Origin of the sequence: Qipengyuania aestuarii, from assembly GCF_019711535.1 — a bacterium.
GTDB classification, from domain to species: domain Bacteria; phylum Pseudomonadota; class Alphaproteobacteria; order Sphingomonadales; family Sphingomonadaceae; genus Qipengyuania; species Qipengyuania aestuarii.
The window spans coordinates 205,313-218,581 of record NZ_JAIGNP010000003.1 but is presented as its reverse complement, the minus strand read 5'-3'; the positions used below and the strand labels follow the sequence as shown (position 1 = coordinate 218,581).

Below are 13,269 nucleotides of genomic sequence, written 5' to 3'. Positions count from 1 at the left end.
TTCTATCCTTTTTGAGATTTCAGAACCAGAATCGCACACCGACGACATAATTGGTGACGCTCGGATCCTCTCCGGCGGCCCGCGCAAAATCCGCGCTGTCGCCGATGCGCCATTCCTGGGAAACGCCGACATAGGGCGCGAATTCGCGTGCGAACTCGTAGCGAAGACGCAGACCTGCCTCGATCCGGTCGAGGCCAGCGCCAATGCCGAGTTCGGGAATATCCTGAGCGGAAAGTGCGATTTCACCACGCGGTTGAAGGATCAGCCGCTGCGTGATGCGCTGATCAAGTTCGCCCTCAAAACGCGCCGTCACATCGCCCTTGGTGGAGACGAAGGCCGCGGCATCGACCTCGAACTGGTAAGGCGCGATCCCTTGGATACCGATAACCGCGTGCGTGCGTTCCGGACCGGTCAGGTCCTGGCGAACACCCGCCTGGAAATCGAAGAAGGGCGCAATGGCGCGGCTCCAGAGCGCCTGGACCTCGGCGCCTTCTATGGGTTCGCCGAAGCTGCCCTCACCCTCGGACTTGAACCAGAATTTGTCGATGTCGCCGCCATAATATCCCTGGATGTCCCACAGATATCCATCCTTCCCCTCGCGGGCGCGGTACTCGAGCCGGTCGCCCTGAAACCAGAAGCGCATTCCTCCGTCGGTCTCGCGGACAAGCTCGCGGCGCGCTTCGTTCATGGCCTCCTCGCCCCAGATGGCGACCGCCGCGCGCGCTGGGCCGCTCCCTGCTTCTGGAGGAGGCGGCAGCAGCGGGATATCATCGTCCGAGCCCATCTGCATCGCCGAATGGTCCATGCCCTGCCTGTCCTGCGAAGGCGTCTCCCCATGGTTCATCTGGCTGTGATCCATCTGCCCATGGTCCATCGACGAACTGGCCTCCGCCTGACCCATCTCGCCGTGATTCATCTGGGAATGATCCATCGCGCCTTCGGCGGGCTTGCCCTGCGGCATCGAGCCGTGATCCATTCCTTCATGACTTTCGGGCGATGCCTGTGGACGGGCAGCGTCCACAGGCATTGTCATGCCAGAATGGCCATCCTGAGCGGTCATCGCACCATGATCCATGGTTGAGTGATCCATCTGCGAGCGGTCCATGGCGGCTTCAGGTTGAGCAGCCGGTTCGCATGCTCCATCTGCAACCGGATGCCCCATCGCGCGATGGCGCTCGGCTTCTTCCTCGCACTTCGTCTTCGCGTCAGCCTGCGCCTCGGCGCTTTGCTGCGGCTCCGCCGGCGAATGACCGGCATGCTGCGCCGCCGCGGGGAAGGCGAGAACTGAGCCGGCTGCAACCGATGCGAGCAGGCTGACAATACGAATTTTCATGCTTCGCTCCCGTCGGGATTGGCGACCGTGACGATCTGAAACATCCCGGCATGCATGTGGTAGAGAAGGTGACAGTGGAAGGCCCAGTCGCCGGGCTCGTCCGCCGTCAGGTCGAACTGCGCGCTGCCACCCGGCTGCAGGATGACCGTGTGCTTGAGCGGTTGACGATCGGCCGGCGCGCCATTGACCAGCTCGAAGAAATGACCGTGCAAGTGAATGGGGTGCGCCATCATCGTGTCGTTGACGAGCTTCACGCGCACGCGCTCGTTATAGGCGAAACGGATCGGCTCGTCTGAGACGGCGGAGAACTTCTTGCCGTCGAACGACCACATGTAGCGCTCCATATTGCCGGTCAGATGGATTTCCATTCGCCGGGACGGCGTGCGGCCCTCGCGGTGCGGCGTCAGAGCGCGCAGCTTGCGATAGTCGAGCGTACGATGCGGCACATCGGCGAGACCGATGCCTGGATCGCCCATGCGGTCGACCGGGTTCATCGAGACCATGTCGAGACCGGGCCCGACCTTCACATCGGGCGGCAGAAGCGAGGTGTCGCGCATCTGCATGCCCGACATGCCGGCCATGCCTGCCATCTCGGATTGGCCGGACGAACCATGATCCATCCCCGCCATGTCGCCGCCACTTCCGTGATCCATGCCCGACATGCCGGCATCGCCAGACGCGCCGTGGTCCATGCCGCTCATGCCCATGTCCGCCATGGTCAGAAGCGGCGGATCGCGCAGCGGCGGAATGGCGGCGCGAGCGCCGGGTGCGCTCGCGAGTGTGGCAATACCCATGCCCGAGCGGTCCATCGACTCCGCGACCAGCGTGTAGGCTTGTTGCGCGCCCGGCGTCACGACGACGTCATAGGTCTCGGCCACACCGATCTGGAACTCGTCGACTTCAACTGGCTCGACGTTCTGCCCGTCCGCTTGAACGATGGTCATCGGCAGGCCGGGAATGCGAATATTGAAGAAGGTCATGGCGCCGGCATTGATGAGGCGCAGCCGCACGCGCTCGCCCGGGCGGAAGAGGTATTCCAGATTGTCGAGCGGGCCATGGCCGTTCAGAAGATAGGTATAAGCCGCGCTCGACACGTCGAGGATGTCCGTCGGCATCATGCGCATTTTCGCCCACATCCGGCGATCCTCGCCCGAAAGCGGGTAATCGTCGGTCCAGGTGTTCTGGTTGTAGTTGAAGTAGCCTTCGCCCTTCTTGAGCTTGTCGAAAATCGTGTGGGGCGACATTTCGCTGAATTCGCTCAGCACCACGATATATTCGCGGTCGGCCTGGACCGGATCGGGTCCGGCGGGGTCGACCACGATCGCGCCGTAATGCCCGGCCTGTTCCTGCAGGCCGCTATGCGAGTGCCACCAGTAGGTACCCGACTGGCGAACCGGAAATTCGGCGGTGAAGGTCTCTCCCGGTTTGACGCCGGGAAAGCTCACGCCGGGCACTCCATCGAGCTGAAACGGCACGAGCAGACCGTGCCAGTGGATCGAGGTATCTTCCTCGAGCTGGTTATGGACATTGAGCCGGACGGTCGTGCCTTCCTGCAATCGCAACAGCGGACCAGGAATAGTGCCATTGACGGCGATCGCGCCGCCGCGCCTGTTGCCGGTCGCGAAGGCCGATCGGGCAACGGTGAGGTCGATATTGGGGCCGGATATCTCGTCCAGCCTCTTGCGGGCGTTACCTGCGAGGATGTCCGCGCCGCGTGCCCAGGCAGGCATCGCCCCGGCAAGGCCGAGCAGACCCATTCCTCCTGCTCCGGCTCCGAGAAACTTGCGTCGATTGACGGCGATCATAAAGGGCTCCTGACTTGGCGTTCACCGTTACTTACGCGCGCGCCCATCCAACCCCTCAAAGTTTTTCGAAGCGCTCCTTTAGTCTGTTGCGCGCGCGGTATACGCGGGTTTCGATCGCCTTTTCGGTCGTTCCGAGAAGATCGGCCGCCTCGGCCTGGTTACGCCCCTCGATGGTCACGAGCACAAGCGCTTCGCGCAGCCTTACAGGCATTCGCGCGATCTCGGCCTGAACGAGATTGAGCTCTTCCCTGGAAACGGCCAACGCTTCAGGACCCGGCAAATCGTCGGCGATGGAATGGAGTTCGTCATCACCCGACAGTCCGAAAAAGCCCGCGACCTTGCGCCTGCGCAAACGGTCCCGGCAGCGGTTGAGGACGACGGTTGTCAGATAGGGTCCGATCGGCTTGTTCGGATCGAGCCGATGGCGCGTCAGCCACACCGAAGCGAGGCTGTCCTGAACAACGTCCTCTGCCTGAGAAGGAGAGGAAAGCATGCGTGTCGCGAGCGCGAGAAGCCGACCCGTTTCATGCTCGACGAGTTGGCTGAAAGCCCGCTTGTTTCCAGCCCTCGCCTGCGAAACAAGGGCCTCATCTGGATTGTCGCCCGCCCCCGACATGGCGCTTCAGTCGCGCGGGTCGCGGGTCAGGGCGTCGGAGACCTTGCGGTCGAACTGGCGTTGCTGCTCGGGTTCGAGAATTTCGCGCATGTCGAAGACATGGCGCACCGTTGCCTTCTGCAGATCGCCCATGCGTGCATGCACCTCGTCGATCGCGGCCGAGACCTCGGGGCCGTATTCGTGCTCGCTTTCCATCGCCTGGGCGAGCCGGGCATTGGCTGCGCGCGCCGATCCTTCGAGCCGTGCCCTTTCGACCGCGAAACGGGCCTCGAGCGCATCGAGACGCTGCTCCTGGTCGGCCGTCAGGGTGAGCTCGTCGTGCACGAAATCGTGGAGGCCGGAGCCAGCCTCGTGATTGGCCCAGCGATCCGCGGCAATCGCGCCGAGGCATCCTGCAAGTGCTGCGAGAAGCACCGCGAGAACGATATGCGTCGTCTTCAAACCTTATTGCTCCACATGGAGGAGCGCCGATGGGGACAGCTGTTCGCCGAGGATAAGACTCTCGCCAAATGACGCGGAAGACGTGCCATAGCCGCCGGGCCAACCGTTCGTTCCGGCGCCAGCTCCAAGCCCGACGACGAACAGACCGACGAACAGAGCCGTCCTGCGGCGTCGGTCGGCGATTTCGCCAAGCTGTCCGGCGCGCTGCCAGACGCCATCCATGAAGTCGGCGGGGACCTCGCTGGTGGTGGTGGCGGAAAGGGTTCCGAGCACCGCATCAAGAGAGTGATTGTCACGCATCCGAAAAACTCCTGTGGGTTGCACGTGTTCTATACGCGCTCACCTGCACAATCCCTTAAACTTCTTTTTTGAGGGATTGGCAGCAGTCGAACGTAATCGAGAGTGAGGAAATCAGAAACGGGACATACGACGAGGAAAAAGGGCATCTGTCGTGAACAACGCCACTAAGCCAGAGGATAGCAGCGAGTTCACGCCTTTGCTCGGCAAAAGCTTTCTTACGCCGATCTACGACCCGATCATCACTCTTGTAACACGCGAAAAGCGCTGGCGTCGACAAATTGTCGAGCATTTGCATCTCGCGCCTGGCGACCGGGTCATAGACGTCGGCTGCGGAACCGGCAGCCTATTGCAAGCCATGTTCAGCGACTGCCCACAGGCTCATTTCGTCGGCGTCGACCCCGATGCTTCAGCCCTGCGGATCTCTCGACGCAAACTGGGAGCGATCGCAAATTTGATCAGGTGGCATAAAGGCTTTCTCGAAAGCCTCGAGCTGCCCGCAGGGTGGCAGCCGAACAAGATCGTCAGCAGCCTCGTCCTTCACCAAGTTCCCTTGCGCAAGAAGCAGGCAATCCTGGAAACCATCGAAAGCTTGCTCGTGCCAGGCGGAACCGTGTTGATCTCCGATTATATGAAGCTTGATAGCCCACTCATGCGGAGCCTCTTCCGGGCGACCGTCCAGTCGCTTGACGGCATAAGCGACACGCAGCCCAGCGCCGACGGCGAAGTCGAAAAACTGTTCGCCGAAATCTTCACCGAGCCATGCCTGCTCCACCGGTTCCCGACGGTAACCGGGACGATCTCGCTATGGCGCGGATACAAGAAAGGAATTGCACAATGAATTTGAAAAAGCCTTCGCTACTCCGGCGATCGATTAGCGGCGCGGCCCTGCTCGTGCTGGCAGCCTGTTCAAACGTGGCGCAGGCAGCGACTTACACGATGTTCCGGGATCCAGGATGTGGGTGCTGTCTGAATTGGGCAGGCCATGTCGAAGACGGGATGAATACGAAGGTGGCATCGGTCGACAGCAAGGACATGGCGGCGATCAAGACCGCGCGCGGCGTACCGGAAGAATTGTGGTCGTGCCACACGATGGAGGTCGATGGATACATCATCGAAGGTCACGTGCCCGCCGAGGCAGTAGACCAGCTTTTGCGCGAGCGGCCCGCCGGCGTTGCCGGCCTTGCGGTTCCGGGAATGCCGCTGGGATCTCCCGGCATGGAGGCAGGAGACCGGATCCAGCCCTATGAGGTCATCGCCTTTGGTCCGACCGGACAGAGCGTCTTCGCATCTTATCGGTGATTGTAAGGAACTGACGCCAGTGGCCGCGCGAGAAATAAGGGCGATGTCTCGTTGAAGAACAATCGCGCGGGAATAACACAGAAGCCCGGGACACCGGGACGGGCGCTAAGATGCCTGTCGATCATCCCGCTGGGTCCGGGGCCGGCTGCCCCGACGGTCCCGGACCCTTCCGTTTGCATAATTTTAGGACGCACGAAGTGGGAGAAATGCGATGGTAAAAGGATCAATCAAGAACTCGATATTCGCATGGGGCTGGACGCTCAGCGTGTTCCTGCTTGTCAGCTACCTCCTATGCATTGCCTTCGGAGGCCTCGCACCCGAGCGGTTTCACATGCACCAAGCCTGGGTTCCGTTGCTGCCATGGTTCGAATGGCTGACCCTGTCGGGATTTCTCGCAGGAGCGGTGGGCAGTTTTCTCTACGGCTAGTACATCGCACTCATCGCGGTCCCGCTGCACCGGTTTTTCCAGGCCCGGTTTTCCTGATTTGACGCGCTGAATATTAGGCGCACTCAGCGTGGACTGCCGTGCCTTGACGCGCCGCCATCGGCATCGCTGCAGGAAGAAAGAGCGCGCCGCCGGAAATCGATAGCTCAACGCGATTCCGGGGCCAGCCCAAGGATGGCTCATGCCCCGCCAGAAAATTTTTTGAGGGGTGAGCCGCTTCGCAACGTACTGCTTGTCGTGATGTTTCTCGGACGGGAGGACATCGACAGGGGAAAGACTTGCAGACAGATGGCGACGATCAACATGGGAAGAGTGCTGGATCGATAACGCTGCTTGGCGGTGTCGCAATGGGAACCGGCGTCATGATCGGCGCTGGTATTTTCGCACTGACCGGCCAGATTGCCGAACTGGCTGGACCGCTATTTCCGCTTTCTTTCATAGTCGGCGCCCTGGTCACTTCCCTAGCCGCCTACAGCTACATCAAGATGTCGAACCGCTGGCCCTCCTCTGGCGGCATCGCGATGATTCTTCAGAAGGCCTACGGACCGGGTGTTGTTGCAGCATCGGCATCGCTCCTGATGGCGCTGTCGATGGTCATCAACGAAAGCCTGGTCGCTCGGACCTTCGCGACCTATGCCTTGCGGCCCTTTGGGCTCGAGAGCAGCGGCATTCTGGTTTCCGTCGCGGCACTGGCGCTCATCGTCTTCGCCTATTTCGTGAATGCGGCAGGCAACAAATCGGTCAGCGGTTTCTCTCTCGTCATGTCGGCGATCAAGATCGGCGGCATCGCCCTGTTCGCGATTGCGGCGATCTGGGCCAGCGGCTTTTCGGGCGGCGCCTTCTCAGAGCCAGTCGCGCTTTCGGGTCTCGACGCGTTGCTCGCGTCGGTCGCCTTCTCGATCCTCGCGTTCAAGGGTTTCACCACCATCACCAACAGCGGCGGCGAAATCATCGATCCGCACCGAAATGTTGGCAGAACCATTATCATTTCGATCACAGTATGCGTGGTCGTCTACCTTCTGGTCGCGGTGGCGGTCGGAGCCAGCCTCAGCACTTCGGAAATAGCGCAAGCGCGCGATTACTCGCTTGCGGCAGCTGCGCGCCCCGCGCTCGGAGAGCTTGGGTTCTATTTCACAGTCGCAATCGCGATCGCAGCCACGACCTCGGGTGTCATCGCCAGCGTTTTCGCCGTTTCGCGAATGCTGACGATGCTGACCGAAATGAAGATGATCCCGCATAGCCATTTTGGGATGAAGGGACCGATCCGCAGTCACATGCTGGTCTATACCGTCGTGGTCGCCGGCACGCTCGCGGTCCTGTTCGATCTTTCGCGGATCGCCTCGCTCGGAGCGTTCTTCTATCTCGTAATGGACATGCTCGTGCATTGGGGCGTGCTGCGCGGTTTGCGGGAAGAAATAGGCGCGCGTGCCTGGATCCTCTGGTCGGCGCTCATGGCGGACGGCGTAGTCCTGACAGCTTTTGCCCTCGCCAAGCTCAAAACCGACCCTGCGGTCGTCGCCTATGCGGTCGCAGGTATTGCCGCAGTGTTCGGAGCCGAATGGTTCTATCTCCGTCGGAATCCTGCGCTGCGTGAAATGCCCGCCACACACGATGGAGATCATCGATGATCGCCGCACTAATTCTCGCCATTGCACTTTTCCTGGCCTCGGTCGGCGTGCATCTGTCGATCCTCGGCGCAGGGCATCGCATGCTCGACGCACCCGGAAATTTCTCCGCCAAACTTGGGGTCGCGCTTCTCGTCCTGGCATCGCACCTGCTTGTCGCGACGCTCTTCGCTGGCGGTTTCTGGCTGGGCGCGGAGCTGGGTCTCGGCGGGTTCGACAAGACGCCGGCGATGAGTGCGATGGACTATTTCTATTTCTCGCTGATCAACGTGACCACGCTGGGGCTCGGCGACATCTACCCGACCGAGCACCTGCGCGTCATTGCCGGCGTCGAAGCTTTGACCGGCTTCGCGCTCATCAGCTGCTCGGCACAATTGTTCTGGACCATAATGAAGGAAGGAGAAAACGCATGACTGAAAGCACATCCCACTCGGATAAGGGAGGGGGCGGCAACTACTGGCGATTCATGGCCATGGTATCGACCTCGACCGTGATCATGTTCTTCCTGATGTATGCCAACAGCTTCGACATGGACGACGTGTTCTGGAGCGAGACGCGCTTCTGGATGATGTTCGTCATGGGCGCGATGATGATGGTGGTCATGCTGCTCTTCATGTGGGGCATGTACAAGGACCGGACCAAGAATTTCATCATCCTGGGTGTCGGAGCCGTCGTCTTCGCACTCGCGCTATGGCTCGTACGCAGCCAGACCACGGTCGACGACACCGAATACATGGCCGCAATGATTCCGCACCACTCGATCGCGATCATGACCAGCGAAAGGGCGAGCCTGAAGGATCCGCGTGTCCGCGAACTTGCTCAGGCCATCATCGTCGCGCAGCGGCGTGAGATCGCCGAGATGAAATACCTCATCCAGGACATCGAGGAGAACGGCCCGCGCACCGAAGAACGCCTGCCCGAGGAGATGCAGCAATGAACAAGATCGCACTTCTGACTCTTGCAGCCCTTCCGCTGGCGGCCTGCAATACCAACACCGCGATCGGTAATGACCGCGAAGCACAGCTCGATCCTCCGGCAACGGCAGCTCCGATAGAGAGCGCTGCGAGCGCTCTTGCCAATCTCAGCCCCGGCCTCATGCTGCCCGAGACCATGAGCGACGCGGACCTCGCCGCGCTGGGAGCCGAAAACACGTGCCAGTTCCGCCTGACCGAGGTCGCGTTCCCGTCATTCGTCTACGACAACAGCGGTCGCGGGGCGATCAAGATCAATGGCAAACTGATCCCCGTCACGGCAAGCGCCTCGGGTGAGTATGCGAATGGTGAGCTTCGTATCCGTACGCGCCTTCTCGATGACGAAGGAGACGCGGGCCTGCAAATGCAGGAGCTCATCGTCGCCGGCCCCCGGATGAAGGACGAGTTCGGGTTCTGGGGGTACACGACCTGCGGCAACAGCGAAGCGTGAACACGAGCGAGCGGGCGCCGGCTTCCGTCGGTGCCTGCTCCATGATCATGATCGGCCCGGCACGCGCGGCCGAATTTATAATGAGGTGCTACAGTGGAAGCTGAGCCTGTGAGCGATGCAGCCCCCCTTGCGGTCTTCGGTGCCGGAGGAAAGACCGGCACGGAAATATTGCGCCATGCGGTCCGCAAGGGCATCGCGGTACGAGCGTTCGAGCACACCTTGCCCGAACCATCGGACCGGGCCGACAATGTCGAGTACCTCCAGTGCGATGTACTCAGTGACGACTTCCGCAGCGAGCTCGAAGGTTGCCGTGCTGTTATTTCCGCACTCGGTATAGGGTTTAGTCCATCTACGGCGATCGATCCGCCTCCGCTTTATACGGAGGGAACCCGCAAGCTGGTGGAAGCGATGTCGACGACCGGCATTTCCCGGATCGTCGTGATATCGGCGGCGTTTGTAGAGCCGCAGCCCAGCGTTCCTGCATGGTTCGAGCTCACGGCAAGACCAGCCTTGCACAATATTCTCGAACAGATGCGCGCCATGGAAGATCTTCTGGAGCGCGCGAAAGGCCTGAATTGGACGTCTGCGCGACCGGGCTGGCTCCTCGACGAACCCTATACGGGTGAAGCCGTCATTACCGACGAGCGTCTTGCCGAGGGTTGCTTTCGTTGCCGGCACGCCGACCTCGCGGCAGCCATGCTCGAATTCGTCTGTGAGAACACCTGGGTCAACGCCAAGCCCGCTATCGCCCGGCCAGAAGCAGACCGCTTCGAGAATGTCTCGGCACTCAAAGCCGAACTCGGGATCGACTAGATCGACGCGGTCTCACGGAAACACTCCAACAACGAGGCAAAACATGCTGCTCGAGAAGATAAAGACCCCCGGCCTCTCCCACCTTTCCTATCTGATTGGTTCGCAGGGCAAGGCAGCGGTCATCGATCCGCGCCGGGACTGCGAGATTTATGTCGAGCGTGCCCGCGCCGAAGGGCTCGAGATCACGCATATCTTCGAAACGCACAGGAATGAGGATCTCATCACGGGATCGCCGGTATTGGCCAAAATGACCGGTGCCCGCGTTCTGCACGGTCCAAACCCTGCGGACGAGATTGTTTTCGCCGACACCGCGCGAGAGGGCGACGTTTTCGAGATCGGGAAGTTGCGGATTTCGGTGCTCGAAACTCCCGGTCACACCGACGATCATCTCGCCTTCGTCCTCCATGACGACGATTTTCCCGAAGGACCGATCGGCGTGTTCACCGGCGATGCGCTCTTCGTTGGCGACGTCGGACGCACCGATTTCTATCCCGAGCGCGCGCGGGAGGTCGCGGGCCTCCTGTACGATTCACTGCAGAAGATTTGCGGTCTGGGTGACCAGACGATCATTTACCCCGCGCATGGAGCAGGCTCGGTCTGCGGTTCGGGAATGGCGGACCGGGAATTCTCGACCATAGGCCACGAACGTCGCAACAATCCCCGGCTCCAGATCGCCCATCGCGAGGAATTTATCGAGGCCAAGCTCGCCGAGCATCATTACCAACCGCCCTATTTCAGGCTGATGGAGCGCCTGAATGTCGAGGGAACATCTCCTGCGCCACGGATTTTGCGACCAAAATGTCTCATGCTCTCGGACATTCGCGAAATCGACCCCGATCATGTCGTCGACGTACGGGATCCGCTTGCATACGCAAGCGGGCATCTGCCTGGTTCGATATGCCTTCCGGTCGGCATGATCTCGGCGTTTGCGGGCTGGTTCATCAGGGAGGGTGAAACAATCGCCCTCGTCGGATCGGCGGAAGACCAGCTGGCTTCGGCCATGACACACCTTGTGAGGATCGGGCTCGACTCGATCGACGGCGGCTATGTCGGTATCGTCCCGGCTGCAGCGCAAGGAATGGACATGGCGAACCTTCCGATGATCGGGACGAGCGAGGTTCAGGATCGTCTCGAGCGCAAGCGCGACAACTGGACCTTGCTTGACGTGCGTGACCTCGATGAGCGGCGCAGCAGCGCGATCGAGGGATCGGAACACATCTACGTGGGCGAACTCAATTCCCGCTTCGCCGAGCTCGATCGCGAACGCGCCTATTCCGTCATGTGTGCCAGTGGCATGCGTGCGAGTGTGGCGGCGGGCTGGCTGCAAAGCAAAGGATTCGAAAAGCTCGATATATATCTGGGCTCGATGGGTGCCTGGCAGCACGCGTCGTGATGAACCATCGCACCCGATGCGAGGTCCTTGTCTTGCGCTCTTCAAAGCTTTACGCCTTTTTTATGCGAGTCTTGCGCACCCTTGGACTGCTACTGATCGCCTGCGGGCTGTTCGTCCAGTCGGCAGCGCATGCATCTGCCCTGCCTCAGGCGGTCGATGCAGGCAAACCGGCCTGCGCCGAGATGGAGATGATGGCGGGCGCAGCTTCCATGGACGATCATGACGGCGTGCCTTGCAAGAACCTTCGGCTGGATTGTCTCGTGGCATTCGGCTGCATCCCGCCCCTCGTTCCAGGGGGTGATGCGACCCTGGTCGGTGAAATACCGGCGCAGGCTTCTCAGTTCAGCAGATTAGTCTCCAATTCGCTCGCAGCCACAGGACTAGGGCCAGAGCCGCCACCTCCGCAACTTCCGGCATGACCCGTGTGCAGGCTCAAGCCTGCGCGCTCCTGCCTCTGGATGAACGGCCTGCGCTCGACGCGGGCCGGTGATCCGGAACGCGTGTCTGACGCGCTCCTTTTGCGGATGAACGATCATGAAACGAATAAGCTGGACCGCGCTTCCGGTCCTGCTGGCCCTCGCGCCGGCGAGTAATGCCCAGTCGGTGGGCTATGAGGAAGCTTTGCGAGCAGCAACGAGCGACCAGCCCCAGGTTCGAACAAGCGAGCTAAGACTGGACGCCCGGCGCGAGATCGCCGACGCTGCCGATGAATTGCCCGATCCGCGGCTTCGCGCGAGCATCCAGAACCTGCCGGTAAGCGGGCCGGCTGCGTTCGAGCTGAATCGCCAGCTCCCAACGCAGATCCAAGTCGGTATCGAACAGGAGATCCCCAATCTCGCGAAACGTCGGGCCCGGTTCGGAATGGCGGAGGCCGACATCGACCTTGCCGCAGCACAGTTGCGTCAAACAAGTTACAGGGTGCGCGTGGGAGCAGGAATGGCATGGATTTCGTTGGCTTATGCCCAACGGGCTCTGACCGTCGCCGACGATGCACTTGCTGAAATCGAGAGGCTCGTACCACTCGCGCGCAGTTCTGTCGCCGCCGGTTCGGCCAGACCCGCCGAAAGTCTGGAAGTACGCCGTGCCGTGCTCGAAGTCGAAGACATGCGGACCAGGATCGAAGCCGACCGAGAGACCGCTCAGGCCATGCTGTCGCGCTATACGGCTCTGCCGAACGCTACCGCGACCGGAACCATCCCTTCGGCCGATCTCGATCCCGAAGGTTTGCGGGCCATGCTCCAAAGCAATCCGGAGCTTGTCGTGGCGCTTGCGCAGGTTCGTCAAGCGGAAGCGCGAAGTGATCTTGCCCGATCGGAAAGGCGTCCGGATTTCGGCGTCAATGTGAGCTATGGAAGGCGCGATCCCGACTTTGGCGATGTCGTCTCGGTGATGGGTTCGATCACGCTCCCGATTTTCGCCGACCGGCGCCAAAACCCGCGTGTAGCCGCCGCCGACGCCGAGGCGGCGGCGGCGCAGTCGGCCAGAGCAGACCGGCTCCGTGAACTCGAAGCCCAGTTCGAGACCGATCTCGCCGCATGGCACAGCGCTTATCGACAATGGCAGCGCGCGACGGACGAACTGCTCCCTCTTGCCGAAAGCCGCGTGGACCTCGAACGCGCGAGCTTTGCCGCAGGCCGCGCGGATCTGCTCGACATCATCGACGCCATCAAAACGCTCGCCATGCTGCGGGTGGAAACTCTGCAACGCGAAGAGGCTTCCGTCGAGGCCGCCGCGAACCTGCGACTGACTTATGGGGAGTATGGCCGATGAGACCCGC

General features: G+C 61.2%; 16 protein-coding genes. 11 read left to right on the top strand and 5 right to left on the bottom strand.

What is annotated here, in order from left to right; genetic code table 11:
• Window positions 1-19: 19 nt before the first annotated feature.
• The 5 genes from K3175_RS10760 to K3175_RS10740 are packed head-to-tail and all read right to left on the bottom strand — an operon-like array spanning window position 20 to window position 4,495.
• Window positions 20-1,333 carry a copper resistance protein B gene (locus K3175_RS10760; protein ID WP_221543392.1) on the bottom strand — a complete coding sequence of 438 codons (1,314 nt, stop codon included), beginning with the start codon at window positions 1,331-1,333 and terminating at the stop codon, window positions 20-22.
• Window positions 1,330-3,138, bottom strand: a complete 1,809-nt coding sequence (locus K3175_RS10755; RefSeq protein ID WP_221543391.1) for a copper resistance system multicopper oxidase — start codon at window positions 3,136-3,138, stop codon at window positions 1,330-1,332. The genes K3175_RS10760 and K3175_RS10755 overlap by 4 nt, the downstream gene beginning before the upstream one ends.
• Before the next feature lie 55 nt (window positions 3,139-3,193).
• Window positions 3,194-3,754 (bottom strand): RNA polymerase sigma factor, encoded by a 561-nt coding sequence (locus K3175_RS10750; RefSeq protein WP_221543390.1) that lies wholly within the window; start codon window positions 3,752-3,754, stop codon window positions 3,194-3,196.
• Between the two features lie 6 nt (window positions 3,755-3,760).
• On the bottom strand, window positions 3,761-4,195 hold the full coding sequence (locus tag K3175_RS10745) for a Spy/CpxP family protein refolding chaperone (RefSeq protein ID WP_221543389.1): 435 nt from the start codon (window positions 4,193-4,195) through the stop codon (window positions 3,761-3,763).
• A 3-nt stretch (window positions 4,196-4,198) separates the two neighbouring features.
• Window positions 4,199-4,495, bottom strand: a complete 297-nt coding sequence (locus K3175_RS10740; protein WP_221543388.1) for a hypothetical protein — start codon at window positions 4,493-4,495, stop codon at window positions 4,199-4,201.
• 151 nt (window positions 4,496-4,646) lie between these two features.
• Here K3175_RS10740 and K3175_RS10735 point away from each other — a divergent pair, with 151 nt between their 5' ends.
• The 11 genes from K3175_RS10735 (at window position 4,647) to K3175_RS10685 (ending at window position 13,262) form a co-directional block, all read left to right on the top strand.
• Window positions 4,647-5,333, top strand: coding sequence for a class I SAM-dependent methyltransferase (locus tag K3175_RS10735; RefSeq protein WP_221543387.1), 687 nt, complete (start codon window positions 4,647-4,649; stop codon window positions 5,331-5,333).
• Window positions 5,330-5,794, top strand: coding sequence for a DUF411 domain-containing protein (locus K3175_RS10730; RefSeq protein WP_221543386.1), 465 nt, complete (start codon window positions 5,330-5,332; stop codon window positions 5,792-5,794). The genes K3175_RS10735 and K3175_RS10730 overlap by 4 nt, the downstream gene beginning before the upstream one ends.
• A 211-nt stretch (window positions 5,795-6,005) precedes the next feature.
• On the top strand, window positions 6,006-6,221 hold the full coding sequence (locus K3175_RS10725) for a hypothetical protein (RefSeq protein ID WP_221543385.1): 216 nt from the start codon (window positions 6,006-6,008) through the stop codon (window positions 6,219-6,221).
• A gap of 296 nt (window positions 6,222-6,517) precedes the next feature.
• Window positions 6,518-7,867, top strand: coding sequence for an APC family permease (locus K3175_RS10720; protein WP_221543384.1), 1,350 nt, complete (start codon window positions 6,518-6,520; stop codon window positions 7,865-7,867).
• Window positions 7,864-8,277, top strand: a complete 414-nt coding sequence (locus tag K3175_RS10715) for a potassium channel family protein (protein WP_221543383.1) — start codon at window positions 7,864-7,866, stop codon at window positions 8,275-8,277. Before K3175_RS10720 ends, K3175_RS10715 begins: the two co-directional genes overlap by 4 nt.
• On the top strand, window positions 8,274-8,801 hold the full coding sequence (locus K3175_RS10710; RefSeq protein ID WP_181950889.1) for a DUF305 domain-containing protein: 528 nt from the start codon (window positions 8,274-8,276) through the stop codon (window positions 8,799-8,801). The genes K3175_RS10715 and K3175_RS10710 overlap by 4 nt, the downstream gene beginning before the upstream one ends.
• Window positions 8,798-9,286: a DUF6692 family protein gene (locus K3175_RS10705; RefSeq protein WP_221543382.1), complete on the top strand. Its 489-nt coding sequence runs from the start codon at window positions 8,798-8,800 to the stop codon at window positions 9,284-9,286. Before K3175_RS10710 ends, K3175_RS10705 begins: the two co-directional genes overlap by 4 nt.
• Before the next feature lie 108 nt (window positions 9,287-9,394).
• Window positions 9,395-10,099, top strand: a complete 705-nt coding sequence (locus K3175_RS10700) for an NAD(P)-dependent oxidoreductase (protein WP_221543381.1) — start codon at window positions 9,395-9,397, stop codon at window positions 10,097-10,099.
• A gap of 43 nt (window positions 10,100-10,142) precedes the next feature.
• Window positions 10,143-11,492 carry an MBL fold metallo-hydrolase gene (locus tag K3175_RS10695; RefSeq protein ID WP_221543380.1) on the top strand — a complete coding sequence of 450 codons (1,350 nt, stop codon included), beginning with the start codon at window positions 10,143-10,145 and terminating at the stop codon, window positions 11,490-11,492.
• Window positions 11,493-11,563: 71 nt separating this feature from the next.
• Complete coding sequence (locus tag K3175_RS10690) at window positions 11,564-11,911, top strand: hypothetical protein (RefSeq protein ID WP_221543379.1); 348 nt, start codon at window positions 11,564-11,566, stop codon at window positions 11,909-11,911.
• Window positions 11,912-12,026: 115 nt separating this feature from the next.
• Window positions 12,027-13,262, top strand: coding sequence for a TolC family protein (locus K3175_RS10685; protein WP_221543378.1), 1,236 nt, complete (start codon window positions 12,027-12,029; stop codon window positions 13,260-13,262).
• Window positions 13,263-13,269 lie beyond the last annotated feature (7 nt).